The 24,417-nt window shown below is 67.0% G+C and carries 29 protein-coding genes and 1 tRNA gene; 8 read left to right on the top strand and 22 right to left on the bottom strand.

What is annotated here, in order from left to right:
* Positions 1–32 precede the first annotated feature (32 nt).
* From M0208_RS08435 to M0208_RS08410, 6 genes are read right to left on the bottom strand one after another with little or no spacing between them, the layout of a single operon-like run.
* A complete protein-coding gene (locus M0208_RS08435) occupies positions 33–1,346 on the bottom strand; it encodes a cystathionine gamma-synthase family protein (RefSeq protein WP_258891266.1) in 1,314 nt (437 codons plus the stop codon).
* Positions 1,343–1,717 (bottom strand): hypothetical protein, encoded by a 375-nt coding sequence (locus tag M0208_RS08430; RefSeq protein WP_258891265.1) that lies wholly within the window; start codon positions 1,715–1,717, stop codon positions 1,343–1,345. The genes M0208_RS08435 and M0208_RS08430 overlap by 4 nt, the downstream gene beginning before the upstream one ends.
* A gap of 2 nt (positions 1,718–1,719) precedes the next feature.
* Complete coding sequence (locus tag M0208_RS08425; protein WP_258891264.1) at positions 1,720–2,139, bottom strand: hypothetical protein; 420 nt, start codon at positions 2,137–2,139, stop codon at positions 1,720–1,722.
* A 41-nt stretch (positions 2,140–2,180) separates the two neighbouring features.
* On the bottom strand, positions 2,181–2,912 hold the full coding sequence (gene gloB / locus M0208_RS08420) for a hydroxyacylglutathione hydrolase (protein ID WP_258893200.1): 732 nt from the start codon (positions 2,910–2,912) through the stop codon (positions 2,181–2,183).
* Positions 2,912–3,346, bottom strand: a complete 435-nt coding sequence (locus M0208_RS08415) for a VOC family protein (RefSeq protein ID WP_258891263.1) — start codon at positions 3,344–3,346, stop codon at positions 2,912–2,914. The genes gloB and M0208_RS08415 overlap by 1 nt, the downstream gene beginning before the upstream one ends.
* 37 nt (positions 3,347–3,383) lie before the next feature.
* Positions 3,384–5,084, bottom strand: coding sequence for an acyl-CoA dehydrogenase (locus M0208_RS08410; RefSeq protein WP_258891262.1), 1,701 nt, complete (start codon positions 5,082–5,084; stop codon positions 3,384–3,386).
* Between the two features lie 37 nt (positions 5,085–5,121).
* Here M0208_RS08410 and M0208_RS08405 point away from each other — a divergent pair, with 37 nt between their 5' ends.
* Entirely contained in the window at positions 5,122–6,075 is a 954-nt protein-coding gene (locus M0208_RS08405) for an L-threonylcarbamoyladenylate synthase (protein ID WP_258891261.1), read from the top strand.
* Between the two features lies 1 nt (position 6,076).
* Here M0208_RS08405 and M0208_RS08400 read toward each other — a convergent pair whose 3' ends face one another.
* Together M0208_RS08400 and msrA are read right to left on the bottom strand one after the other, a co-directional pair.
* Positions 6,077–6,364 carry a hypothetical protein gene (locus M0208_RS08400; protein ID WP_258891260.1) on the bottom strand — a complete coding sequence of 96 codons (288 nt, stop codon included), beginning with the start codon at positions 6,362–6,364 and terminating at the stop codon, positions 6,077–6,079.
* A gap of 83 nt (positions 6,365–6,447) precedes the next feature.
* Positions 6,448–6,990 (bottom strand): peptide-methionine (S)-S-oxide reductase MsrA, encoded by a 543-nt coding sequence (gene msrA / locus M0208_RS08395; protein ID WP_258891259.1) that lies wholly within the window; start codon positions 6,988–6,990, stop codon positions 6,448–6,450.
* 61 nt (positions 6,991–7,051) lie between these two features.
* Here msrA and galE point away from each other — a divergent pair, with 61 nt between their 5' ends.
* Together galE and M0208_RS08385 are read left to right on the top strand one after the other, a co-directional pair.
* Positions 7,052–8,038 carry a UDP-glucose 4-epimerase GalE gene (gene galE, locus M0208_RS08390; RefSeq protein ID WP_258891258.1) on the top strand — a complete coding sequence of 329 codons (987 nt, stop codon included), beginning with the start codon at positions 7,052–7,054 and terminating at the stop codon, positions 8,036–8,038.
* Positions 8,035–8,859, top strand: a complete 825-nt coding sequence (locus tag M0208_RS08385) for a CoA ester lyase (protein ID WP_258891257.1) — start codon at positions 8,035–8,037, stop codon at positions 8,857–8,859. Before galE ends, M0208_RS08385 begins: the two co-directional genes overlap by 4 nt.
* On the opposite strand, the gene M0208_RS08380 is transcribed toward M0208_RS08385, so the two are convergent.
* Together M0208_RS08380 and M0208_RS08375 are read right to left on the bottom strand one after the other, a co-directional pair.
* Positions 8,856–9,212 (bottom strand): GntR family transcriptional regulator, encoded by a 357-nt coding sequence (locus tag M0208_RS08380; protein ID WP_258891256.1) that lies wholly within the window; start codon positions 9,210–9,212, stop codon positions 8,856–8,858. The two genes, M0208_RS08385 and M0208_RS08380, sit on opposite strands and share 4 nt — an antisense overlap.
* A 38-nt stretch (positions 9,213–9,250) precedes the next feature.
* Positions 9,251–9,829, bottom strand: coding sequence for a nitroreductase (locus M0208_RS08375; RefSeq protein ID WP_258891255.1), 579 nt, complete (start codon positions 9,827–9,829; stop codon positions 9,251–9,253).
* Between the two features lie 129 nt (positions 9,830–9,958).
* On the opposite strand from M0208_RS08375, the gene M0208_RS08370 reads away from it, so the two are divergent.
* From M0208_RS08370 to M0208_RS08360, 3 genes are read left to right on the top strand one after another with little or no spacing between them, the layout of a single operon-like run.
* Positions 9,959–11,749, top strand: coding sequence for a peptide MFS transporter (locus M0208_RS08370; protein WP_258891254.1), 1,791 nt, complete (start codon positions 9,959–9,961; stop codon positions 11,747–11,749).
* A gap of 13 nt (positions 11,750–11,762) precedes the next feature.
* Entirely contained in the window at positions 11,763–12,449 is a 687-nt protein-coding gene (locus tag M0208_RS08365) for an NnrU family protein (protein ID WP_258891253.1), read from the top strand.
* A gap of 33 nt (positions 12,450–12,482) precedes the next feature.
* Positions 12,483–13,661 (top strand): acyl-CoA dehydrogenase family protein, encoded by a 1,179-nt coding sequence (locus M0208_RS08360; protein ID WP_258891252.1) that lies wholly within the window; start codon positions 12,483–12,485, stop codon positions 13,659–13,661.
* A 115-nt stretch (positions 13,662–13,776) separates the two neighbouring features.
* Here M0208_RS08360 and M0208_RS08355 read toward each other — a convergent pair whose 3' ends face one another.
* The 6 genes from M0208_RS08355 to M0208_RS08330 are packed head-to-tail and all read right to left on the bottom strand — an operon-like array spanning position 13,777 to position 19,145.
* Entirely contained in the window at positions 13,777–14,502 is a 726-nt protein-coding gene (locus M0208_RS08355) for a hypothetical protein (RefSeq protein WP_309546993.1), read from the bottom strand.
* The gene (locus tag M0208_RS08350; protein WP_258891251.1) at positions 14,499–15,215 is read right to left on the bottom strand and encodes an alpha/beta fold hydrolase; all 717 of its coding nucleotides are present in this window, start codon (positions 15,213–15,215) and stop codon (positions 14,499–14,501) included. Before M0208_RS08350 ends, M0208_RS08355 begins: the two co-directional genes overlap by 4 nt.
* A 24-nt stretch (positions 15,216–15,239) precedes the next feature.
* On the bottom strand, positions 15,240–16,307 hold the full coding sequence (locus tag M0208_RS08345) for a M48 family metallopeptidase (protein ID WP_258891250.1): 1,068 nt from the start codon (positions 16,305–16,307) through the stop codon (positions 15,240–15,242).
* Positions 16,291–17,394 carry a YjgN family protein gene (locus tag M0208_RS08340; RefSeq protein ID WP_258891249.1) on the bottom strand — a complete coding sequence of 368 codons (1,104 nt, stop codon included), beginning with the start codon at positions 17,392–17,394 and terminating at the stop codon, positions 16,291–16,293. Before M0208_RS08340 ends, M0208_RS08345 begins: the two co-directional genes overlap by 17 nt.
* Positions 17,395–17,445: 51 nt before the next feature.
* Positions 17,446–17,700: a DUF6356 family protein gene (locus tag M0208_RS08335; protein ID WP_258891248.1), complete on the bottom strand. Its 255-nt coding sequence runs from the start codon at positions 17,698–17,700 to the stop codon at positions 17,446–17,448.
* A gap of 35 nt (positions 17,701–17,735) precedes the next feature.
* Positions 17,736–19,145: a glutamate ligase domain-containing protein gene (locus M0208_RS08330; protein ID WP_258891247.1), complete on the bottom strand. Its 1,410-nt coding sequence runs from the start codon at positions 19,143–19,145 to the stop codon at positions 17,736–17,738.
* A gap of 48 nt (positions 19,146–19,193) precedes the next feature.
* On the opposite strand from M0208_RS08330, the gene M0208_RS08325 reads away from it, so the two are divergent.
* Positions 19,194–20,009, top strand: a complete 816-nt coding sequence (locus tag M0208_RS08325) for an LD-carboxypeptidase (protein WP_258891246.1) — start codon at positions 19,194–19,196, stop codon at positions 20,007–20,009.
* A gap of 9 nt (positions 20,010–20,018) precedes the next feature.
* Here M0208_RS08325 and M0208_RS08320 read toward each other — a convergent pair whose 3' ends face one another.
* The 3 genes from M0208_RS08320 to folK form a co-directional block, all read right to left on the bottom strand.
* On the bottom strand, positions 20,019–20,696 hold the full coding sequence (locus tag M0208_RS08320) for a phosphatase PAP2 family protein (RefSeq protein ID WP_258891245.1): 678 nt from the start codon (positions 20,694–20,696) through the stop codon (positions 20,019–20,021).
* Between the two features lie 8 nt (positions 20,697–20,704).
* Positions 20,705–20,780 (bottom strand) — tRNA-Lys (locus tag M0208_RS08315).
* A complete protein-coding gene (folK, locus tag M0208_RS08310) occupies positions 20,771–21,271 on the bottom strand; it encodes a 2-amino-4-hydroxy-6-hydroxymethyldihydropteridine diphosphokinase (protein WP_258891244.1) in 501 nt (166 codons plus the stop codon). The genes M0208_RS08315 and folK overlap by 10 nt, the downstream gene beginning before the upstream one ends.
* 23 nt (positions 21,272–21,294) lie before the next feature.
* On the opposite strand from folK, the gene M0208_RS08305 reads away from it, so the two are divergent.
* Entirely contained in the window at positions 21,295–21,954 is a 660-nt protein-coding gene (locus M0208_RS08305; RefSeq protein WP_258891243.1) for a uracil-DNA glycosylase, read from the top strand.
* A gap of 3 nt (positions 21,955–21,957) precedes the next feature.
* Here the strand turns inward: M0208_RS08305 and M0208_RS08300 are convergent, their stop codons facing one another.
* The 3 genes from M0208_RS08300 to M0208_RS08290 all read right to left on the bottom strand — a co-directional run bounded on the left by M0208_RS08300 (position 21,958) and on the right by M0208_RS08290 (position 24,303).
* On the bottom strand, positions 21,958–22,368 hold the full coding sequence (locus M0208_RS08300) for a hypothetical protein (protein WP_258891242.1): 411 nt from the start codon (positions 22,366–22,368) through the stop codon (positions 21,958–21,960).
* A gap of 107 nt (positions 22,369–22,475) precedes the next feature.
* Positions 22,476–23,327: an N-carbamoylputrescine amidase gene (aguB, locus tag M0208_RS08295; protein WP_258891241.1), complete on the bottom strand. Its 852-nt coding sequence runs from the start codon at positions 23,325–23,327 to the stop codon at positions 22,476–22,478.
* A gap of 10 nt (positions 23,328–23,337) precedes the next feature.
* Positions 23,338–24,303: an agmatine deiminase family protein gene (locus tag M0208_RS08290; RefSeq protein WP_258891240.1), complete on the bottom strand. Its 966-nt coding sequence runs from the start codon at positions 24,301–24,303 to the stop codon at positions 23,338–23,340.
* Between the last annotated feature and the right edge of the window lie 114 nt (positions 24,304–24,417).

Below are 24,417 nucleotides of genomic sequence, written 5' to 3'. Positions count from 1 at the left end.
CGCGAGGGAAGGGGGTTTCTAAGTCGGTCGCGTTAAATCGCGGCCAGCGCGTTTTCCATGTCGGCGATAAGGTCGTCGGGGTCTTCGACGCCGATCGAGATGCGCACGAGATTGTCGGTGATGCCCAGCGCCTGCTTGCGCGCGTCGGCGACCGACAGATGCGTCATCGCCGCGGGGTGCGAGGCGAGCGTCTCGGTGCCGCCGAGACTCACCGCGAGTTTCGCGATCTTCAGCGCGTCGAGGAACCGGAACGCCTCCGCCTCCCCGCCCTTCAGGTAGAGCGAGAAGGTGGAGCCCGCGCCGGTGCAATGGCGGCGGTAGATGTCGGCCTGCCGTTCGTCGTCCCCGCCCTCCAGGAACCCGAGATAGCCGACGCGTTCGACCTTCGGATGCGTGCGGAGATATCCGCAGACCTTCGCCGCATTCTCGCCCGCGCGGCTCATGCGCAGTTCGAGCGTCTCGAGCGAGCGCAGCAGCATCCACGCAGTGTTGGGGTCGCAGATCGTGCCGATCGTGTTGCGCATCAGCCGGATCGTGTTGATGTGCTCCTTCGACCCCAGCACCCCGCCCGCGACCAGATCGCTGTGCCCGCCGGCATATTTGGTCAAAGAATAGACGACGATGTCCGCGCCATGCTTCAGCGGCTGGAGCCAGACCGGGCCGAGGAAGGTGTTGTCGATCGCGATCGGCGGCTTGTTCTCACCGAAGATCGCGTCGCGGCTGGCGGCGACCGCCTGCACGTCGACCAGGGCGTTGGTCGGGTTGGCGGGGCTTTCGAGATAGATCAACGCGACGTTGCCGGTCGCGGCCTTTGTCATCACCGCGTCGATCTCCTCGCGCGTCGCACCCGCCGGGAAGTCGATGTAATTGACCCCGAACTTGCCGAGGATGCGCGCGATCAGCGTTTCGGTCGCCGCATACAGCGGGCCGGAATGGACGATCGTGTCGCCGGGTTTCACCATCGCGAGGAATAAGGTCGCGATCGCCGACATGCCGGACGAGAAGGTCAGCGCGTCCTCGGCATCCTCCCACACGCCCAGGCGGTCTTCGAGGATTTCTTGGTTCGGGCCGTTGAAGCGCGAATAAACCAGCCCCTCCGCGCCGCCGGGGCGCTTGCCGGTCACGCCCTCGAAATGGCGCTTCCCCGCGGCGGCGTTGGGGAAGACGAAGGTGGAGGTCAGGAAGATCGGGGGTTTCAGCGATCCTTCCGACAGCGCGGGATCGAAGCCGTGGCCCATCATCAGCGTCGATGGCTTCAGCTTGCGCCCGCCGATCGCGTCGACCTCCGGCTTGGGCGAATGGCGCGCTTCGATTCCGGTCAGTTCGGCTTCGGTGGGACGGGTCACTTGGTTGCTCCTGATACTTTCGTGCGGTCGTAGGGCACGAAATTACCGAAGCGGCAAGGGGCGGACGGGATCGACAGCCCCGGAGTCACGACGCGGAACCGGTCTCCGCGGCAGATGCTGCCGCCGAACACCTCGATCACCAACGTGTCCATCGGTCGCATGCGCGTGCATGCGCCGATCGGCTCGGTGCGCCAGATGCGACGGCCCGATTCGCGGTACAGGATGACGCGGTCGGCGGTGATCGTCAGCGATCGGTTCTGGGTGACGGGGACGCAGCGCTTGGCTGGGCCGGGCGTGCGGCCTTCCAGCGGATCGCGCGCTGACGCGGTGGTCGTCACCGCCAGCAGCAACGCCGCGAGGGTGCGGCGCATCGTCAGTTCGCGCGATAGGGGACGAAGTCGCCGAGCGCGCAGCTGCCGGTCGGGAAGCGTGCGATGCGGTCGACGGTCTGCGCGATGTCGCCGCGGCATGAGCGGCCGGTGTATTGCCGCGTCACCAGCGTGTCACCGCGCGCGACGCCTTCGCAGCCCGGCGCATCGTTGACGTACATCAGCTTGCGGCTGGCGCGGTACACCAGTTTCGATCCGATCCCCTTCATCGCCAGCGACTGGCGCGACAGCGGCAGGCAGGACATCGGCTTGCCGGGGGTCAGGCCCGCGACGGCCTTCTGGAATTCGGCGGCATCCTTGGCGGCGCGATCCTGCGCGCGGGTCGATCGATCGGCGGCGGTCGCGCCGGTCATCGAGAGGATTGCTGCCGCACCCGCGGCGAGCATGAACAGGGGTTTACGCATATCGGTCACTCCTTCACCCCCACGCGGCCAGCATAACAGAATCAGCCGCGGAAATCATCCTTGCCCTGCCGCAGCCGCGCGAGCGTCGCGGCGTCGGGCGCGCGGAGGAAGGGGTTGGTCGCCAGTTCCTCGCCGATCGTCGTCGGGACGGTCGGTTCGTTTGCCGCGCGCGCCGCATCGACGCGCGCCACCCGGTCGCGGATCGCCAAATTGTCGGGTTCGGCGACGAGTGCGTAGCGGCCGTTCGACTGGGTATATTCGTGGCCGCAATATACCTGCGTATGCTCTGGCAGTGCGGCGAAACGGGTCATGTTGGCGTGCATCTGCGTGGCATCGCCCTCGAACAACCGTCCACAGCCCATCGCGAACAGCGTGTCGCCGGTGAAGATCGCGGCGTCGTCGGCGAAATGGAACGCGATGTGCCCCGCGGTATGGCTCGGCACTTCCATGACCGTCGCCGAATGATCGCCGAGTCGCACGGTATCGCCCTCAGCCAAACCCTGATCCAGTCCGACGATCTTGGCGCGTTCCGCTTCTGGACCGATCACCTTCGCACCCGTTGCCGTGACAACCCCGGCATTGCCGCCGGTGTGGTCGGGATGCCAGTGGGTGATCCAGATCGCGCCGATCGACCAGCCGCACGCGGCGGCGGCGTCTAACACCGGCTGCGCCTCGCCCGGATCGACGACCATCGTCTCACCCGACGCCGAATCATGCACCAGCCAGCTGTAATTGTCGCTCAGCACGGTGACGCGGACGATCTCCAGCGGCATCACCATTCGCCGGTGTTGGGCATCGACGCCCACGGCTCGGCAGGGTCGAGCACGCCGTCCTGCAGCAGCTCGATCGAGATGCCGTCGGGGGTGCGAACGAACGCCATATGGCCGTCGCGCGGCGGGCGGTTGATCGTGAACCCGGCATCCATGATCCGCTGGCAGGTGGCGTAAATGTCGTCGACGCGGTAGGCCAAGTGACCGAAATTGCGCCCGCCGGTGTAGCTTTCGGGATCCCAATTATAGGTCAGTTCGACCTCGGCCTGCGCGCGTTCGCCGGGGGCGGCCATGTCTTCGGGCGCGGCCAGGAAAATCAGCGTGAAGCGGCCCTTCTCGCTCTCCATCCGACGGACTTCCTTCAGCCCGACGAGTTCGAGGAAGGCGATCGTGGCGTCGGGATCGGTGACGCGGATCATGGTGTGGAGGTATTTCACGGGCGGCTGCTCCTGATGGTTTGACGGGACAACGCGCTCAGGCCGCGAAGGCTTCGGGCGACAGCGCATAAAGCACCGCCGCGCTGGCGCTGGCCGCCGCCTCCAGCCCGCGCGCCTCGGGTACGATCTGGTCGAGATAGAAGGCGACGCTGGCGCGCTTCATCTGCGCGAAGGCCGTGTCGCCGGTCGCGGCGCGGCCCTGCCGCTCCATCAGCCAGCCGCAGGCGGCGACCGACAGCATCGTCAGGAACGGATAGCTTGCCGCGAGCCGGTCGTCCGCGTCGGCGGTGGCGAGGCGGCGGCCGACGCCCTCGCACGCGTGGATCAGCGCACGGAGCTGTTCGTGCTCAGCCTCGGCGCGCATATCGGCGATCAGCGTGGCGAAGGCGGCGCCGTTCGACAGGCCCAGCTTTCGCCCGACGAGGTCGGCGGCCTGGATACCGTTGGTGCCTTCGTAGATCGGGGTGATCCGCGCATCGCGGAAGAACTGCGCGGCGCCCGTCTCCTCGATATAGCCCATTCCGCCGTGGATCTGGATGCCGATCGACGCGACTTCGTTGCCCAGATCGGTGCCGTGCGCCTTGGCGAGCGGGGTCATGATCTCAAGCCGGTCCTTTGCGTCGGCATCGCCCAGCGCGACGCGATCGACCTGCGCGCAGGCGTAATAGACCAGCGCCCGCGCGGCCTGCGTCTGCGCCTTCATCCTTAGCAGCATCCGGCGCACGTCGGGATGTTCGACGATCGCGACGGGGGTGCGATCGGGCGATCCGGCGCGCGCCGACTGGATGCGTTCGCGGGCGTATTCGACCGCCTTCTGCGTCGCGCCCTCCGCCACCTGCACGCCCTGCAGTCCGACGTTGAGACGGGCATTGTTCATCATCGTGAACATCGCGCGCATGCCCCCGTTCACCGGGCCGATCAGCTCACCGACGCAATCATCGTGATCGCCGAAGCTGAGGACACAGGTGGGGGAGGCGTGGAGCCCCATCTTGTGTTCGATCGACACGACGCGGAGGTCGTTCGGCGTGCCGTCGAGCCGGACCTTGGGGACCAGGAACAATGATATGCCGCGCGTCCCCTCGGGCGCGTCGGGAGTCCGCGCCAGGACGAGGTGGATGATGTTGTCCGCCATGTCGTGATCGCCGAAGCTGATGTAGATCTTCGTGCCGCGGATCGACCATTTGTCGCCCTCCAGCGGGGTCGCGATCGTGCGCAATGCGCCGACGTCGCTGCCCGCCTGCGGTTCGGTCAGGTTCATCGTGCCGGTCCATTCGCCGGTCGCGAGCTTCGGCAGATACTCGGCCTGCTGTTTGGGCGTGCCGTGATGGATCAAAGATTCGATCGCGCCGACGGTCAGCGTGGGGGCCAGTGCAAAGCCCATGTTCGCAGCCCCCAGCGTCTCCAGCACCGCGGCGGCGACCGCGAACGGCAGGCCCTGACCGCCGAATTCCTCCGCCACGCCGATGCCGCCCCAGCCGCCGTCGACATAGGCCTTGTACGCCGCGCCATAGCCGTCGGGCATGACCACGCCTTCCGGGGTCCATTTCGCGCCGACGGTATCGCCCGCGCGCGCCAGTGGCGCCCATTCGCCGCTCGCGAGATCGCCGATCCCCTCCAGCACCGCGTCGATCACGTCGGGGGTCGCGCTGGCGAAGCGATCGGTCGCGGCGAGTTCGTCGATGCGGACGATCTGATCGAGCACGAAACGCTGCTCGGTGACTGCGGGGGTGAAGGGCATTTCTCTCTCCTGATCGCACCCGCTATAGCCGCGCGCGATGCATGCTCAACACCCCGGTGTCCGCCCTTACGGCGCGGCCGCGATCGCGGAGGCCGCGGCGTTGATCGCGAGCGGTGGGATCGTCGCGGTGCCGACCGAGACGGTGTACGGGCTGGCGGCGGACGCCCGCGATTCGGCGGCGGTGGCGCGGATTTACGCCGCCAAGGGTCGTCCGAGCTTCAATCCGCTGATCGTGCATGTGCTGGGCCTGCCGGCGGCGGAACTGATCGCGGTGTTCGACGCCGCGGCGCGCGATCTGGCGGCCCGGTTCTGGCCGGGGCCGTTGACGCTGGTGTTGCCGTTGCGGGCGGAGGCGGGGATCGCATCGCTGGTGACGGCGGGGTTGGGGACGATCGCGGTGCGCGTACCTGCTGGGCGGGCGATGCGCGATCTGCTGACGGCGACGGGCGCGCCGCTTGCCGCACCGTCGGCCAATGCGAGCAACGCGATCAGCCCGACGCGGGCGGAGCATGTGGTGCGCAGTCTGGGGGATCGGGTTTCGCTGATTATCGACGACGGCGCGTGTGCGGCAGGACTGGAATCGACGATCGTAATGGGCGAAGAGATTTTAAGGCCCGGTCCGATCACGCTCGAACAGCTTTTCCCCGGCGAAGGCCGGGGCCTAGTTACGACGCAGCCCAACACTGGGCCCCGGCCTTCGCCGGGGAGCGTGCTGTCGCCGGGGCAGCTTGAGAGCCACTATTCGCCGACCAAGCCGCTCCGCTTGGACGCGACTTCACCCAATAGCGACGAATGGCTGATCGGCTTCGGCCCCGTCTCAGGCGACGAGACCCTTTCCCCCACGGGCGACCCTGTCGAAGCCGCCGCGAACCTGTTCGACGCGCTCCACCGCGCCGACGCCGGACCGAAGCCGCGGATCGCGGTCGCCCCGGTGCCGGAGGATGGCGTCGGCGCGGCGATCAACGATCGCCTGCGCCGCGCCGCGTATTAGTTCATTTTACGACCGTCGCGCCGTTGTTCACGACGTCGGCCTTCTGCGTTTCGGTCAGCGCGTCGGCGTTCACGTCCGAATCGTCGATCGCCTCGGCGCGGTCTTCGCCGTTTTCGCGAACCTGTTCGGCCTGATCCTCAAGATTGTCAGCCGTGGCCTCCATCTGGTCGGCGCGGTTCTCGGCCGATTCCTCGACACGGCTCGCCAATTTGTCGTCACCCTGCCCGCCGCACGCAGCGAGCGGAGCCGATAGCAGCGCGAGCGCCGACAATGCGATGATGGGCTTCATGGGAAATAATCCTTGAAAAAAGCGACCGGATCGAGGGCGATCCGGTCGCGTCGTAACTGGCGATAAGGCGAGTGGTTCCCGCGTCAGGCGGTCACCGCGGCCTTCGATCGTGCGGCGAACGACTTGCGCAGCTTCTGCAGCTTGGGCGGGATGATCGCCATGCAATAGGGGTTGGAGCGGCCCGAAACCTCCCAATAATCCTGATGATAATCCTCCGCTGGATACCATTCGCTCATCGGCTCGATCGTCGTGACGATCGGCTTCGTGCTGTCGGCCTGCGCGCGTTCCAGCGCTGCGCGCATCTCGGCCTCTTGCGCCTCGTCCGCAGGGAACATCGCCGAGCGATATTGCGTGCCGACGTCGTTGCCCTGCCGGTTCAGTTGCGTCGGATCGTGCGTGGCGAAGAAGATGTCGAGCAGGTCGCCGAGGTTCAGCTGTTCGGGATCGTATCCGATGCGGATCGCCTCGGCATGGCCGGTGTCGCCGCCGCAGACCTGTTTGTAGGTCGGGTTCGGAATCGCGCCGCCGATATAGCCGCTCTCGACGGTTTCGACGCCGATCACGTCCTTGAAGATGGCTTCGGTGCACCAGAAGCAGCCGCCGGCGAGCGTCACATAGTCGGTCATGGGGAGTCTCCTTTGCACCCCATGTAGGTAGCCGCTAACGCGGCCAAAAGGAGTTGTTGCGATGAAGGTGATGGTCACGGGCGGGGCGGGCTATATCGGCAGCCACGCGGTTCTGGCGCTGCTGGATGCGGGGCACGAGGTGGTCGTGATCGACAATCTCGTCACCGGATTCGACTGGGCGGTCGACTCCCGCGCCACGCTGATCGAGCTGGCGGTCGAAGACCCCGCGGTGCGCGACGTGCTGCGCGAGCATGACGTGAAGGCGATCATGCATTTCGCCGGGTCGGTCGTGGTGCCCGAATCGGTGACCGATCCGCTCAAATATTATCGCAACAACACCGCCGCCTCGCGCAGCCTGATCGAGAGCGCGGTGGCGGCGGGGGTGGCGCATTTCATCTTTTCGTCAACCGCGGCGACCTACGGCACGCCGGACAAGGTGCCGATCGCGGAGGGTGATCCGACGCTGCCGATCAACCCCTATGGCATGTCGAAGCTGATGACCGAGGCGATGTTGCGCGATGTCGCGGCGGCGCATCCGATCAACTACGCCTGCCTGCGTTATTTCAACGTGGCGGGGGCCGACCCCGCGGGACGCAGCGGCCAATCCACGGTCGGCGCCACGCACCTCATCAAGATTGCGGTCGAGGCGGCGACGGGCAAGCGCTCGTCGGTCGGCGTGTTCGGCACCGATTTCCCGACCCGCGACGGGACGGGGGTGCGCGACTATATCCACGTTTCCGATCTGGCCGACGCGCATGTCGCGGCGCTGGAATTGCTGGCGGCCGGGCCGGAGCAGAGCCACATCCTGAACGCAGGCTATGGCCGCGGGTTTTCGGTGCTGGAGGTGCTCGACGCGGTCGATCGGGTGACGAACCTGACGATCGAACGCAAGCTGGAGGGACGCCGCGCGGGCGATCCGGCCGAACTGGTGGCGGACAACGCCGCGATCCTGGCCGCGCTGCCGTGGCGGCCGAAGCGCGCCGATCTCGACGGGATCGTGCGCGATGCGCTGGCGTGGGAGCGCAAGCTTGTGGAGATGGGCAAGTGAGGTTGCGCTCGCTGCTGTTCGTGCCGGGCGACCGGCCCGAACGGATGGAGAAGGCGCTCGCGATGGGGGCGGATGCGTTGATCCTCGACCTGGAGGATGCGGTCGCGCCGTCGAAGAAGCCCGAGGCGCGAGGCGCAGTGCGCGCGTTCCTGTCGGCAAAGCGCGACGTGGCGCTGTTCGTCCGCGTGAACCCGATCGATTCGGATGAAGCCGCGGCGGATATCGATGCGCTGACCGGGGCGGGGTTCGACGGGATCGTGCTGCCCAAGGCCGAGGGGCAGGCGTCGGTCGATGCGCTGACCGCGCGCTTGCCGGGGGATTATCGCGTGCTGCCCGTGGCGAGCGAAACGCCGCGCGCGGTGTTCGAGTTGGGGACGTACAAGGGCGACCGGCTGGTGGGGCTGACGTGGGGCGCGGAGGATCTGCCCGCGGCGATCGGCGCATCGTCCAGCCGCGAGGAGGACGGCAGCTACACCGATCCGTACAAGGTCGTCCGTGCGCTGACCCTGTTCGGCGCGCACGCCGCGGGCGTGCCCGCGATCGAGACCGTGTGGCCCGATTTCCGCGATCTGGACGGGTTGGCGGCCTATGTCGCGCGCGGGCGGCGCGACGGCTTTACCGGCATGATGGCGATCCATCCGACGCAGGTGGCGGTCATCAACGCGGCATTCTCCCCTTCCGAAGCGGAGAGCGCACACGCCCGTGCGGTGGTCGCGGCTTTCGCGGCCAATCCGGGCGCGGGGGCGTTGCAACTCGACGGGCGGATGATCGACGCGCCGCACCTGAAGGCGGCGCAGCGGCTGTTGGCGTTGGCTACTTAAGCGCGTTCGCGCGCCATCAGTTCGTCGATGTCGAGCCCGAGCAGGTCGATATGGTCGCGGATGCGGGGCCATTGGCCGTTCACGAAGCTGTCGCGTTCGGCGATGCGCAGTTTCTCCGCCGCGCCGGGCAGGACGAACATCCCGACACCGCGGCGGACCTCGACATAGCCGTCGTCCTGGAAGCTCTGATAGGCCTTGGCGACGGTCAATGGGTTCGCGCCATGTTCGGCGGCGAGCGCGCGGACCGAGGGCAATTGGTCACCCGCACGATATTCGCCGCGCAGGATCGCGGCGGCGATGCCGCCGCGAAGCCGGATGTAGACCGGGCTGTCCTCGCTGCTGAGACCTGTCATGCTGCCTTAATACAGCAACGGTGCGCCCCGTCGAGTCCCTACACCGTCCATTTTCGGACAGTCGTGGCCAAATCGGGACGCGGACGTTCGTCCAGCGGCCTGCTTGGCGTGCCGATGAACACGAACCCCGCGATTCGTTCGGGCGCGTGGCCGAACGCGTCGCGCACTGCATCCGAATAGGCCGCCCAGCCGGTCAGCCAGCCGCCCGCGAAACCCGCGGCATGGACCGAGTGGAGCAGGTTCATGCACGCCGCGCCCGCCGACAATTCCTGTTCCCACAGCGGGATGTGGCTTTCGGGCTTGGGTGAAGACAGAACGATCACCAGTGCGGGGGCTTGCCGCGCGAATTGCTCCATCGCCTCGATCTCCAGCCGCTTCGCATCAGGCCTTTCCGCGCGATACGCATCGGTCAGCAACGCGGCGAGCGCGTCGCGCTGATCGGCTTCGACGATCACAAAGCGCCATGGGGTGAGCTTGCCGTGATCGGGCGTACGCGCCGCGATGGCGCACAGTTCGCGCAGCTTTGCGAAATCTGGCCCGGGTGCGACGAGATCGCGCGGCTTGCCCGAGCGGCGTGTGGCGAGCAGCGAGAGCGGCGTCGAGGGATCGTTGAACATGTGATCAGCCCTTAGCGACGCACCTGCGGCATTTACACCCGCTCCAATGCCGCTAGTCTCACCCGCAACCAATTCGCCCGGCCATATTCAAAGGCAACAGGCGGAGAGTATCAGGGAGCGTACGTACACATGGTGGACACCCCGACCGCGGACACCCCGCGCGAGCCGGATATTTCGCACGTCAATCCCGCCAGCGAGGCCACCTGGTTCGGCCATCCGCGGCAACTCGCGCGGCTGTTCACGACGGAGATGTGGGAGCGGTTCGGCTTCTACGGGATGCGCGCGCTGCTGACGCTGTATCTCACCAAGCATTTCATCTTCGGCGATCGTGAGGCGACTGGGCTGTATGGCGGGTTCACCGCGCTGGTGTATCTGACCCCGCTGATCGGCGGGTATCTGGCGGATCAGTATCTGGGTTCGAAACGCGCGGTGAAGTTCGGCGCGATCGTCATGGCGGTCGGCTATTTCACGCTGTGCTTCGGCGGCGAGGTGTCGAAGCCCTATGCCGAGATTTCGGGCCAACGGTACGAAGTGCAGTTGGAGGAGCGGGGCGGCGTCGAGACGCGCTATGTGATCGACGGCACGCAGCGCTTGGCGATCAAGGGCAATGACGACGGTACGGTGTCGTTGCTCGACGGGTCGGGCGCGGTGGCGCGCACGGTCGAGAAGGGCGGGTTCGAGAGCCGCGCCGATCGCAGTCCGTTCTTCGTCGCGCTGATGCTGGTGGCATTAAGCCTCGTTTCGGTCGGGAACGGGTTCTTCAAACCCAACATCTCGACGATGGTCGGCACGCTCTACGCCGAGGGGGACCGGCGGCGTGATTCCGGGTTCACGATCTTCTACATGGGAATCAACCTCGGCTCGCTGTTCTCGCAGCTTTTGTGCCCATTCCTCGCCGATGCGGTGGGCTGGTGGGCGGGCTTCGGGCTCGCCGCCTTCGGGATGCTGCTGTCGTGGTCGCTGATCCAGTTCGACGGCGGCAGGCTGAACGGTATCGGCGAGCCGCCCGTGGACAAGGCGAACCGGTCGATCCCGATCTACCTCGGCGCGCTGGCCGCGGTGCCGGTGCTGTATTTCCTGTTCACGAACCTGATGAACGCGCCCGAGCAGGTGCCCGGATCGGGCATCATCGGGTACGTCGCGTCGCTGTCGCTGATGGGGAAACTGCTGTTCGGCACGTTCCTGATCTCGGTCCCCGGCATCCTGATCTGGTCGGCGAAGGTCGGCGATCGCCGTGAATTTCAGATGATGTGCGCGGCGATGATCCTGATTGTGTTCAACGTCGTGTTCTGGACGTTGTTCGAACAGGCCGGGTCGTCGCTGACCTTGTTCGCCGATCGCAACACCGATCTGTCGATCTTTGGGCTGTTCAGCATCTCGGCGGGGCAGACGCAGTTCTTCAACGCGTTCTTCATCGTCGCGCTGGCGCCGGTCATGTCGGTGCTGTGGACGAAGCTGGCGGCGAAGGGCATCGAACCGTCGATCCCGATCAAGTTCGGCATCGCGCTGATCGGGGTCGGGCTCGGCTTCCTGTTCCTCGTCTGGGGCGCGACGATGGTCGGCCCGTCGTTCAAAGTCGCGATCTGGTGGCTGGCCGGGCTGTATTTCATCCATTCGTTCGCCGAACTCTGCATCTCGCCGGTCGGCCTCAGCATGATCACCAAGCTGTCGATCGCGCGGATCGTCGGGCTGATGATGGGCGTGTGGTTCCTGTCGATCTCGGTCGCGCAATATGTCGCGGGCGTCGTCGCGCAGGTGGCGAGTGTCGAGACGGTCGGCGGGCAGGTGACGAACCTGAAGGTCAGCCTTGAAACGTATTCGGGCGTGTTCTGGACGATCGGGCTGGTGTCGGCGGGAATCGGGCTGTTCCTGCTGTTGATCTCGCCGCTGATCAAACGCTGGATGCACGGGGTGCAATAAGGGAAGGTAGATCATGGGAAATGTGATGCTGGCCGCGGTCGCCTTTGTCGGCACGCATTTCCTGTTGTCGCATCCGCTGCGCGCGCCGCTGGTGGCGCGAGTGGGGGCCACGGGATTCCTCGGCCTCTACAGCGTGGTGGCGTTCGCGACGCTGATCTGGCTCGGACTCGCCTATCGCGCCGCGCCGGAGCAGCCGCAGCTGTGGGCGGTCGGCGACGGATTGTGGGTGGTCGGCACGCTGATCATGCTGGTGGCGAGCGTGCTGCTGCTGGGCTCGCTGATCCGCAATCCCGCGATGCCTGATCCGACCGGTGCCACGAAAGCGGTGCCGGAGGCGCGCGGCGTGTTCGCGATCACGCGGCATCCGATGATGTGGGCGTTCGCTTTGTGGGGCGTCGTGCATATCCTGGTTTATCCCGAGCCGTCGAACGTCACCGTGTCGGTCGCGATCATCGTACTCGCTTTGGTCGGGGCGCATATGCAGGACCGGAAGAAACGCGCGCTGCAACCCGATTTCTGGCCCGAATGGGAACGCCGGACGAGCTACCTCCCGTTCGCCGCGATCGCATCGGGCCGCGCGAAGCTGGGCGGGTTCGGGATGCATGCGCTGGCGGGCGGGCTGGTCGTGTGGCTGGCGGCGACATGGGCGCATATTCCGCTCAGTGGCTGGCCCGCGGGCATCTGGCGCTGGATCGGCTGACCTGCCAAAGGCTCGCCAAACAGGAGAGCTGCGATGACTGACCGCGCCCGAGAAATCGCCACCCGCGTCGAGGCGTTCGTTCGCGACGTCGTTGCGCCGTACGAGCGCGATCCGCGGTGCGGCGCGCATGGACCGTCGGACGATCTGGTGGTCGAGCTTCGCGGCAAGGCGCGCGCGGCGGGCGTGCTGACCCCGCATATCCTGTCGGACGGCGAGCATCTGCACCACCGCGAGGTCGCGCTCGTGCTGCAGGCGTCAGGGCTGTCGCCGCTCGGCCCGGTCGCGGTCAACGTCGCCGCGCCTGACGAGGGCAATATGTACCTGCTGGGGAAGGTCGCCAGCCCCGAACAACGCGCGCGCTTCCTCGATCCGTTGGTCAGCGGTGAGGCTCGATCGGCGTTCTTCATGACCGAACCGGCGAGCGAGGGCGGGGCCGGGTCGGACCCGTCGATGATGCAGACGACCGCGCGGCGCGACGGCAACCATTGGGTGATCGACGGGCGCAAGGCGTTCATCACCGGCGCGGAGGGCGCGAAGGTCGGCATCGTCATGGCGAAGGCCGATGAGGGCGCGTCGATGTTCCTGGTCGATCTGCCGGACGCCTATGAGCAAGGGGCGATCCGCATCGAACGCGTGCTCGACACGATCGATTCGTCGATGCCGGGCGGCCATGCCGTCGTCGCGATAGAAGGGCTTCGCGTCACCGCCGACCAGATGCTCGGCAACCCTGGCGACGGGTTCAAGCTGGCGCAGATTCGCCTCGCGCCCGCGCGGCTGACGCATTGCATGCGCTGGCTCGGTTCGTGCGTCCGCGCGAACGAGATCGCGACCGATTACGCCTGCCGCCGCCATGCGTTCGGCAAGCCGCTGGTCGATCATGAGGGCGTCGGGTTCATGCTGGCGGAGAACCTCATCGATCTGAAACAGGCCGAACTGATGATCGACTGGTGCGCAGGCGTGCTGGACACCGGGGCGCTGGGCACGGTCGAAAGCTCGATGGCGAAGGTCGCGGTCAGCGAGGCGCTGATGCGGATCGCCGACCGCTGTGTCCAGGTGATGGGCGGGGCCGGGGTGACCGGCGACACCATCGTCGAACAGGTGTTCCGCGAAATTCGGGCCTTCCGTATCTACGACGGCCCGACCGAGGTCCACAAATGGAGCCTGGCCAAGAAGGTGAAGCGCGACTGGAAGGCGGCGCAGGAGGGGGCATAGAAAGCCCGTGTCGTCCCCGCGAAAGCGGGGATCCATGGCCTGCGCTTTGCACATAACGCGGCGTTCGTTTTTGGCGATCGATCGCCATGGGTCCCCGCTTTCGCGGGGATGACGGCTAGTTTTTCGCGGGCATGACCGCGAACTGCGCCAGTGCCTTGGCTGCGGATTGCCCGGCGGGGCCGACCGGGGCGAGGCGGGCGGCTTCGGTCCACGCGGCCTTCGCCCGCGCTTCGTCGCCCGCCAGCGCGGCGATATTGCCTGCTTCCAGTTGAACCGACGCATCGTCGGGGGCGAGGCGGAGTGCCTGCGCGATGTCGGCCGTCGCCCGTGCCTGATCGTTCATCCGCCGCGAGAGCGTTGCCGACAGCAGCCAGCCAAGCGGGTCGTCCGACGCGTTGGCGGTAGCGGCGTCGAGATCGACCCGCGCGCCCTTCAGGTCGTTAGTCGCAACCAGCGCGCGGGCGCGGTCAAGTTGCGCCTCGCCACGCTCGAGCCCGCCCAGCGTCCCCGCCGCCAGCGCCGCGTCCAGAGCGGTGCGCGCCTTGGCGGGTTGCTGCCCCGCCAGCCACGCATTGCCGGCCTGCGCCCAGTAGCTCGCCGCCGCGGTGTCCTTCGCCAGTTCGGCGGCCCGCGCCGCGGCCTCGAACGCGCCCGCCGCCTCGGGATAGCGCGCCTGCGCGGCGAGCGCGATGCCGCGGCACTGCTGCGCCGCGTGCGCGCCGCCCGCCAGCGCCCAGCGTTCCGCCGCGCGTTCTGCCGCGACGGGATCGCCCTGAGCCTGCTTCGCGCACGCTTCGGTGTCGACGGCGGCGGCCTGCAGCGCCAGCGCGAACAGGATCACGCCAGCACCTCGCCGATCGCGCGCAGGATCAGCGCGATGTCGGATGGCCGCGACAGCCGGTGGTCGCCGTCCTTGACCAGCAGGGTCTGGACGTTGGCGGACCGGATCAGCTCGGCCAGCCGAGGCGCGCGATGCCACGGCACGTCGGCGTCGCGCTGTCCCTGGATCAGCCGCACCGGACAATCGATCGCGAGTTCACCGAACATCACGCGATTGGCCTCTCCCGACGACCAGAAGCGGCTGGTATAGACCGTCGGCTCCGGGCCGTACGCGTTGGCCCGCGTGATCCGCCCGTCCTGCAGCAGCCGCATCTTTTCGTCCTGCGAGAACCCCCAGTCGGTGAAATCGGGCGCAGGCGCGATGCCGACCAGACCCGCGATGCGATCGGTGCGCTTCAGTGCCGCCAGCAGCATGATCCACCCGCCCATCGACGATCCGACCAGCACCACCGGGCCAGTAACCGCATGGTCGATCATCGCCAGCGTATCGTCACGCCAGTCGGCGAGCGTCTGATCCTCGAACACGCCTTCGCTCGCGCCGCAGCCGCCATAATCGAAACGCAGGAAGGCGCGCCCCTCGGCCTTCGCCCACTCCTCGATCGCGACCGCCTTCGTGCCCGTCATGTCGGAGGCGTAGCCGGGCAGGAAGACGATCGTTGGGCCGGCGCCCTCGGTCAGGTGATAGGCGAGGCGGGGGCGGGCGGGTACGTTCATACGACCCGAGTTACGCGCGTCGGATCAGAACCGCCAGTCTGTCTCCTTTGGCGTCTTCGAACATATCGACCTGAGCGCGCGCCACTGCTGCGCGTCGATCGTCGGGCGGTACGTCGCCGTGCGGTCGACCGCGGCGGCGAAGCGTTGCGCGCGATCGGCCGAGACGGGGTGCGACGCGACATAGGCGAACAGGCGTTCGGCCTTCCCCGCCCGACCGCCAAGCCGGGTGAAGAAGCCCGCGGTCGCGGCGGGAGACACCTTCGCCTCCTGCATCAGCTGGAGCGCGAAGGCGTCGGCGTCCGATTCGGCCTTTCGTGAATAGGAGGAGGCGAGCAAAGCGTTGGTGTAGCCGCCGACATGCCCCTCCATCCCGCCGAGCAGAACCGACAGGCCGATCTGGCGGAGCAGCGACTCCATCACGTCGCGGTGGCGGACATGGCCGATCTCATGCCCTATCACCCCCGCCACCTCGTCGGGCGAGCGCGCCGCCTTGAGGAGTCCGTCGAACAGCACGATCCGCCCGCCCGGCAACGTCACCGCGTTGACGATCGGAATCCGTACCACGCTGACCTCTAGTGTCGGGTCATAGGGATCGATCCGCTCGACCATCGCGGCCAGCGCGGCGTCACCGGCAGGCGTGGCGCATCCCTTGCGCCCGAAATCGCCGACCATCACGTCGCCGAGACGTTTCTCGACCGAGGCGGGGATGGCGCGCGCGACCAAAGGCGGGGTGTTGAGGAAAGCGACGACGACCATCGCGGCGACCGCGGCGAAGGCGGCGGTCGCTGGCCACAGGCCGATGCGGTCGATGACGCCGCCGTAGCGCTGCTGTCCCGGCAGGTGGTCGGCGAGGTCGCCGGGCACGCCTTCGGGGAAGCCGATCCGCCAGCCGGGGTGGCGCTTTAGTCCCCATGTCGGCGCACCGCCGGCGGGGTCATGCGCAATCAGGTCCGTGAAGGCGAACGGGCCGGTGGTGCGCTCGCCCTCGACCAGCGTGAAGGTCGCGCCGTCGGCGACCAGCACCGGACGGCGACGGTACGCGACCTCGCCGTCCTGATGCCAGATTGGATAGCCTTCAGAATGCGCCGACATCGAACGCATCCAGCAGACCCTCGCCCTGGCCCGGCTTACGCGAGGTCGAGCGGGTCAGATCGTCGAGATGGATGTCGCCGAACGCCTCCATGTGCCGCACGAAGAACGCCCAGTTGCGATACGGGATGAAGATGTAGCCGACGCCGAACGTGACCAGCACGAGTCCGATGTTGCCAAGGTACAGCCTGATCCAGTCCATCGTACGCGCGTTGAACGCAAAGCTCAGCCGCCCCAGCGTCAGTGTGCCGACGGCCTCACGGTAATAAGCCGCATAGAAGATCATCGCGATCAGCCCGAGCACGCCGAAGAAAAGGATATAGGCCAGCGCCGCAACGATCACGATCGCGACCAGCGTTCCGCCGGTCGGCGGCGTACTGGGATTGAAGCCCCCACCTGCACTAAATCCCGCGAACGCCAGGCCGATAGCAAAAAAGCCGATGAACAAGATGATCGGCGCGAGGTAGAACAGCATATAGCGCGGAAAGATCGGCTGCCATTTCGCATCGGCGGCGAACGGCATCGGGCCGAAGCTCATCCGCCCCCAGCGCCGGTTCCAGAGCGTCGTCATCGACCACGGCACCATCAGCCCGGCGGCGAACATCCCCACGATCGTGCGCCAGAAATACTGCCAGCCGTAAGCGAAGCCCTGATCGTCGCTGCCGCCGCGGATGCCGTGCCAGAAGGTGCGGCTGAGCCGGTAGCGCAGCGCACGGAAGATCGCGACGCCGACCAGATAGATCAGCAGCAGGTAAACGGTCGCGCCGATCAGTCCCGCCCATCCCGGATGGCCGCGCAACAAAATGCCCTGCAGGATCAGGTTCAGCACGCCGAACGGCACGACAAACAAGGCGAAGGCGATCAGATAGCCGATGAACAGCTCCAGCCCCGTCCCGGTCCAGTCGAGCCGGTCGTCGATGAAGCGCGTACGGCTCCACAGATAGCGGCGCACGCGCGTCTTCGCCCAGAAATGGTAGATGCCCAGCGTGACGATCGTCAGCAACAGGTTGGTGAAGGCGATCGGCGCGAATTCACGCCAGTCGCCGTAGAAACCGAAGGCGGCGTCGCCCCCGGCCGTGTCGTCGTTCATGAAAAGTCCCCCGCCGCGAATGGAGCGTAATCCTCGCGGCGGGTCAATCGCTTAGATGACGTATTCGACCGTCGTCATCTCGAGATGCGCGGCGCGGTGCGCGTTGCGTTTGGCGACCAGATCGCGGTGCAGCGCCATCACTGTATCGCTGCCGCGGGTCTTGAATGCGAACGGCAGGACCGCGTGGATCATGCAGCCGATGCCGCCCGCGACCAACGTCGCGCCGAAGCGCGAGGCGACACCGAAATGCTCGGCATAGCTCTCCCCGACCGAGGCGGGGTGATCGAGGAACAGACGGCGGAACATGCGGGTCTCCGTGAAGGCTGCGGAGGCGGAGACTATCAGTTTTGGCCGCTCTTGCCACCCAGCGCCGCGACCATATCGGCTGCCAGCAAGCTGAGTGTATCGTCGCGCGCGCCCATCACGACGATGCGGTCGCCGGGGCGCGCCTGCGCCACCAGATGCGCGGCGGCGGCGGCGCGGTCGGGGATGTGGCGCGCGTGACGGCCCGCCAGCGTCACGTCGGCGACGATGTCCGCGCTGGTGACCTCGCGGTTGACCGTGCCGCCCTGATAGACCGGATCGGGCAGGGCCAGCACGTCGTCGGGCGCTAATTTCGCGGCGAACATTGTGACGAGCTCGGATCGCATGACCTTCAGCGGGCCATAACCGTGCGGCTGGAACAGCAGCAGCAAACGGCCGGGAAAGGCGTGGAGCGTGTCGAGCGTGGCGGCGATCTTGTCCGGGTTGTGCCCGAAATCGTCGATCACCGCGACGCCTGCGGCTTGACCGACCAGATCGAAACGGCGGCGCAGGCCGGTGAAGCGCGCGATTCCTGCAACCGCTTCGTCGAGTGGTATGCCCGCCGCGACCGCCGCGCCGATCGCGGCGAGCGCATTCGACACGTTGTGGCGGCCGGGGACCGACAGCCGTACATGGCGCTCGCCGAGCGTGAAGGCGACCGCAAACGGTTCCTCGACGATATCGGTCGCGCGCAGATCGGCCTCGCGGTCCAGCGCGAAGGTGATCAGCCGGTCCTTCGGCAGCGTCATCGCCAGCCGCGCGGCGTCGGGATTGTCGAGGTTGATGACCGCGGTCGTGGCCTTGGCGATGAAATCGGCGAACAGCGCGTTCAGTTCGTCGAGCGATTTATGATCGAGGCTGACGTTGTTCAGCACCGCGATCCGCGGCGAATACAGCGCGATCGATCCGTCGCTTTCGTCGACCTCGCTGACGTAAGCCTCGCCTGCGCCGACCAGCGCGCTGGCGAAGGGGCGGTCGGGCGCGGCGAAATCCTTCATCACCGCGCCGTTCATCACGGTCGGATCGCGGCCCGCATCGTGCAGGATGCGCGCGATCATGCCGGTGACGGTCGATTTGCCGCTCGTTCCGGCCACGCCGATCGGCAGGACGCTGGCGTTGAACAAAGCGGCGTTCAGCTCGGCGCGAGTCATTCTCGCGCAGCCGAGTGTATCGGCGGCGATCATGTCGGGCACGCTCGCTTCGACCGCGGCGGAGGCGACGACGATCTGCTCGCGCGCCACGATCCCGCTGCCGTCCTGCGGGTGGAGCGCAATGCCCTTCGCTGCGAGATCGTCGAATTTGGCGGGAACACGCCCCTGATCCAGTCCGCGGTCCGACCCTGCGACGGTCGCGCCGCGCCCGGCGAGGATCATGGCGAGCGGCATCATCCCCGATCCGCCGATCCCGACGAAAAAGAAGCTGTGGTCCGAAAGGTTGCCGATCTGCATCGCGCGGCGCTATCGACGGTTTCGCACAGAGGCAAGATTGGGGTGGGAATGAAGATCGGCGTCGTCGCCCCCGCCAGCCGCGGCAATCGCGCCGCCGAACCGCCGGTCAGCGCGTTCGCGGCGATCGCCTATCCCGGCGTCGATCTGGTGATCCATCCGCAATGTTGGGCCGAGGACGGGCATTTTGCCGGGTCGGACGCGGCCCGCGCGGCTGCATTCCTCGAATTCGCCAACGATTCCGCCTTCGATGCGATCTGGTTCCTGCGCGGCGGCTATGGATCGAACCGCATCCTGCCGATCATCCTGCCGCAACTGGGGCCAGCGGCGCGGCACAAGACCTATGTCGGTTATTCGGACATGGGGTTCATCTTGGGCGCGCTCTATGCGCGGCGCATCGGCCGGCCCGCGCACGGGCCGATGGCGAGCGACATCCGGCGGCAGGGCGGCGATCAGACCGTCGCGCGCGCGCTCGGGTGGATGGCGCGCGGCGACCGGCAGGGGCTGGAACCGGGGCTGGACGGACGCCCCGCCGCGGCGTTCAACCTTTCCATCCTGGGCGCGCTGATCGGCACGCCGTATCTGCCCGACCTGACCGACCACGTGCTGCTGATCGAGGACGTGTCCGAGCCGATGTACAATATCGACCGCTTGCTCTGGCACATGGCGCACGCGACGCAGTTGAAGGGCATCGCCGGCCTGCGGCTGGGTGCGGTCAACGATGTGCAGGCGAACGAACCGGAATGGGGCGAGCCGCTGGAGACGATGATCGTGCGCTGGTGCCGCGAAATGGGCGTGCCGTATCTGGGCCGGGCCGAGATCGGCCATACCCAGACTAATCGCGTGGTGCCGTTCGGGGTCGCCTGAACCAGCGGCTCAATCCTGGCGGTGGATCGTGGCGGCGCGGGTCTTGGCCGCCGCCCACCACCATGCGAGCGCCCAGAGCGTCCCGAAACTCCATCCGGCCAGCACGTCGGATGGCCAGTGGACGCCCAGATACACGCGGCTCATCCCGATCGCGCCGACCAGCAGCACCGCGACCGCGATGACGAAATTGCGTGTCGACCGGCCGCGGACGACCTGGCTCAGCAGCCCGGCGATGGTGAGATAGACGATCGCCGAATTGGCGGCGTGTCCGCTGGGGAAGCTGTTGCCAGACGCGACGACGATATGGTCGACGATGTCGGGCCGCGCGCGCGCGAATTCGACCTTCAGCGCCTGCACGATGGTCGATCCGCTGATCGTCGCGATCACCATCAGCAACGCGGTGATCCACAGACGGCGCAACAGCAGCAGCGCCGCGGTCGCGACGGTGACCATCGTCAGCACCGTGCCGCCGCCCAGAGCGGTGATGTCGATCATCGACTTGCGGACCCACGGCGGCCCTGCGCCATGCACGCCGATGATGATTCGCTGATCGAACGCGAACGGCCAGCGATCGATGACGAAGCCCAGCAGCAACATCAGCGCGATCGCGACCGCGCCGATCCCCGCCGCCCACAGCAGATGGGGCGGCCGCGCGACGCCAGCGGGCGTCGCTTCCTCATGATCCATGAGTGGCGTGGTGGGTCCGCCGGGGCTCGAACCCGGGACCTCTCGATTAAAAGTCGCTTGCTCTACCAACTGAGCTACGGACCCCCGACCAGCCGTGCGCGACTAGGGACGCTACGCTTCCGGGTCAACCGCGCAAGCAATTGTCGTGCGGAAAGCCCGCTAAGCGGATCGCGCCAGTCGGGTACAAGTTCCACCAATGGTGCGAGAACGAAAGCGCGTTCGTTCAGCGCGGCGTGCGGGATGGTCAGGCCGCGGCCGGCCCAGATGCCGCCGCTCCACGCGATGATGTCGAGGTCGATCACGCGCTGCCCCCAGCGGATGCCGCGGCGGCGGCCGAACGCGCGTTCGATCCGCTTCAGCCGCGCCAGCATCGCGGGCGGCGAATCGCGGCTCTCGACCACCGCGACCGCATTGGCGAAGCGCCGGATCGACGGGCCGAGCGGCGCGCTGGCGACGATTCGCGACTGGGCGACCGCGCGCAGTTCGGCAAGCGCGGCGCGCACCTCCTCCACTGGCGAACCGTGGCGGCCGCGGCGGTTGCTGCCCAAGGCGATGACATAGTTTTGCGTCGTCACGCATCTGCGCCTACCCGAGCGCGATGAATTTCGCACCCTCGCCGATCCCCGACACCGAACCGCCACACGATTGCCCGCGCTGCCCGCGCCTGGTCGCGTTTCGCGAGTCGCTTCGCAGCGAGTTTCCGGGCTGGTGGAACGCGCCCGTCCCGGCGTTCGGCAATCCACAGGCGTGGCTCGGCATCATCGGCCTAGCGCCCGGCAAGCACGGTGCGAACCGTACCGGGCGGCCTTTCACCGGCGACTATGCGGGCGACCTGCTGTTCGCGACGCTGTTGAAATTCGGGCTGGCGACCGGCGTGTACGAGGGCAAGCCCGACGACACGCTGCGGTTGGACGGTGCGATCATCCTCAATTCGGTGAAATGCCTGCCGCCGCAGAACAAGCCGACGCCGGAGGAAATCCGCACCTGCCGCCCGTTCCTCGACACGCAGGTCGCCGCGCTGCCCAACGCGCGGGTGTTCATCGCGCTCGGCCAGATCGCGCATCAATCGGCGGTGAAGGTATTGGGCGGGCGGCTGCCGAAGGCGCAGTTCGGGCACCTGGCCGAACACCGCATGCCCGACGGCCGCATCCTGATCGATAGTTACCATTGCTCGCGCTACAACACCAACACCGGGCGGCTGACCGCGGAGATGTTCGAGGCGGTGTTCGCTCGGGCAGTGGAACTGCGACCGTGCTGAACATTACTCGCCGCGCAATTTCGTCCACAGCCAGCGCCAGAAGCGCGCCTCCGCCAGCATCAGCCGAGCGATCAGCGGCGGGACGTTCAGTCGGCGCAGCGCGGCTTCGTCCGGGGTCTTCGAAAAGGTGATTTTCAGCACCGCGACCAGCGCCAATCCTTCGGCGAGCACGAGTAGCGCAAGGCCAGGATAGCGCAGCCACGTCACCGAACCGATCAGACTTTCCCGATCGTCGGGCACGATCGACGCCGCCACCCACAATCCGGCGCAGACGATCCCGATGGTCCGCACCGCAAGCGCGCCTGTCGTTAGTTGTCGTCGATAACACAACACGAACATGGCCGGCAGGAACACGCACCAGTCGAAGAGCGTCACCGCCTCCATCTGAAGCGCGTCGGTTCGCCAATCGATCATCGAACGAAGGTTAAGCGACGCCGCAAGCGCGACAGGCAACAGCAGATAGAACCAGTGTTGACGAGCCGTTGCCCTCAGGCGGTCGACCGCAAAGTGATCCTGGATCGTCACACGTCCTCCACAAGTCGTCCGTAAAGGTCCGGGCGGCGGTCGCGGAAGAAGCCGAAGGCGGCGCGGTGGCGTTTGACGCGGGCGAGGTCGATCGTCGCGGTGATGACCCCTTCTTCCTCGCGGTCGAGTTCGGCGATGATATCACCGCGTTCGTCCGTTATGAACGACGTACCGTAAAAGGTCTGGCCATGCTCCACGCCGATCCGGTTCGCGGCGACGACGGGAACGACGTTGGATACCGCGTGCCCGACCATCGCGCGCCGCCACAGCCGCGCGGTGTCGAGGCTGGTGTCGTGCGGCTCGCTGCCGATCGCGGTCGGGTAGAACAGGACTTCGGCTCCCATCAGCATCATCGCGCGCGCGGTTTCGGGATACCATTGGTCCCAGCAGACGCCGACGCCCAACGTGGTGCGGTCCGGGCCGGGCCATACCTTGAACCCGGTGTTGCCGGGGCGGAAGTAGAATTTCTCCTCATAGCCGGGCCCGTCGGGGATGTGGCTCTTCCGATAGACGCCCGCGATCTCGCCGTCCGGACCGATCATCGCCAGGCTGTTGTAATGGTGCGGGCCGTCGGCTTCGAAGAAGCTCGTCGGGATCCAAACCTTCAGCGCCTCGGCCAGCGCCTGCATCGCCAGCACCGCTTTGTGTTCGCGCACCGGCGCGGCGTTGGCGAACAGGCCTTCGTCCTCGACCCGGCAGAAATATTCGCCCTCGAACAATTCGGGCGGCAGGATGACGCGCGCGCCCTGCGCCGCGGCTTCGCGCACCAGCCGCGACACGTTGGCGATGTTGCGGTCGATATCGGTGGTGAAGCCAAGTTGCAGCGCAGCGACGGTAATTTCGGTCATGCGCGCACCCTTACGCCGGAATCTGCTGGCTGATGCAGTGGAAACTGCCGCCGCCGGTCAGGATCGCGTCGGCGCGCAGCCCGATGACCTGCCGGTCGGGGAACAACGCCTGGAACTCCTTCACCGCGACATCGTCGTCGGGCGCGCCGTACAGCGGGACGACGACGCTCGCATTGCCGATGTAGAAGTTCATGTAGCTGGCGGGCACGATCTCCTCGTCGCGCAGCACGCGGCCGGGGGAGGGGACCGGGACGACGGTGACGCCGAAACCGCGCGCGCGTTCGGCGGCGCGGGCATAGACCTGCCAGTTCGGGTCGTTCTCGCCCCCGACCGGGATCGCGAGGCGCCCTTCGCCGACGAAGCGCGCGAGGTTGTCGACATGGCCGTCGGTGTGATCGTTGAGCAATCCCTCGCCCAGCCACAACACGCGGTCGAGCGCGAGGTCTTCGTCCAGCCGCCGCTCGATCTCGGCCTTCGACAACGCCGGGTTGCGGTTTGGGTGGAGCAGGCATTGTTCGGTCGTCACGATCAGCCCGGTGCCGTCGCCATCGATCGCGCCGCCCTCCAGCACCCAGTCGTGCGTAACCAGTCGCTTGCCGCGCGCTTCGGCCAGGCGGCGGCCGATATCGTTGTCGCCGGGCAGATCGTATTTCCCGCCCCAGCCGTTGAAACCGAAATCATGCGCCACGCCGTCGCCCGACACGATCGGCCCGGTATCGCGCAGCCAGATGTCACCGAACGGCTCGACCACCAGTTGCGCGAACGGGGCCAGGCGGCGCGCGGCGTCGGCGGCTTCGTCATCCGCGGCGACCAGCAGCACGGTCTCGCCGCGGCCATCGGCATGGACCGCTCGCGCGAATGCGGCGACTTCCGAACGGGCTTCGGCGAGATCTTCGGCCCATAATTCGGGGTGGCTGGGAAAGCCGATCCACAACGCCTTGTGCGGCGCCCATTCGGGCTTCGGGGGGCGGGTCATCGCGGGAGCCTTCCGGTTCGATTCTGCCTGAGTTGCGGCTGTTTGGCAGCGGTGCGGCAGGGGTGCAAGCACGGCGCTTGGCGAGGCGGCGCAGGCGCTGTAACGTTCTGGAAA

It is taken from the genome of Sphingomonas sp. SUN019, from assembly GCF_024758705.1.
GTDB lineage: Bacteria > Pseudomonadota > Alphaproteobacteria > Sphingomonadales > Sphingomonadaceae > Sphingomonas.
This window is presented reverse-complemented; position numbering and strand designations above follow the sequence as displayed.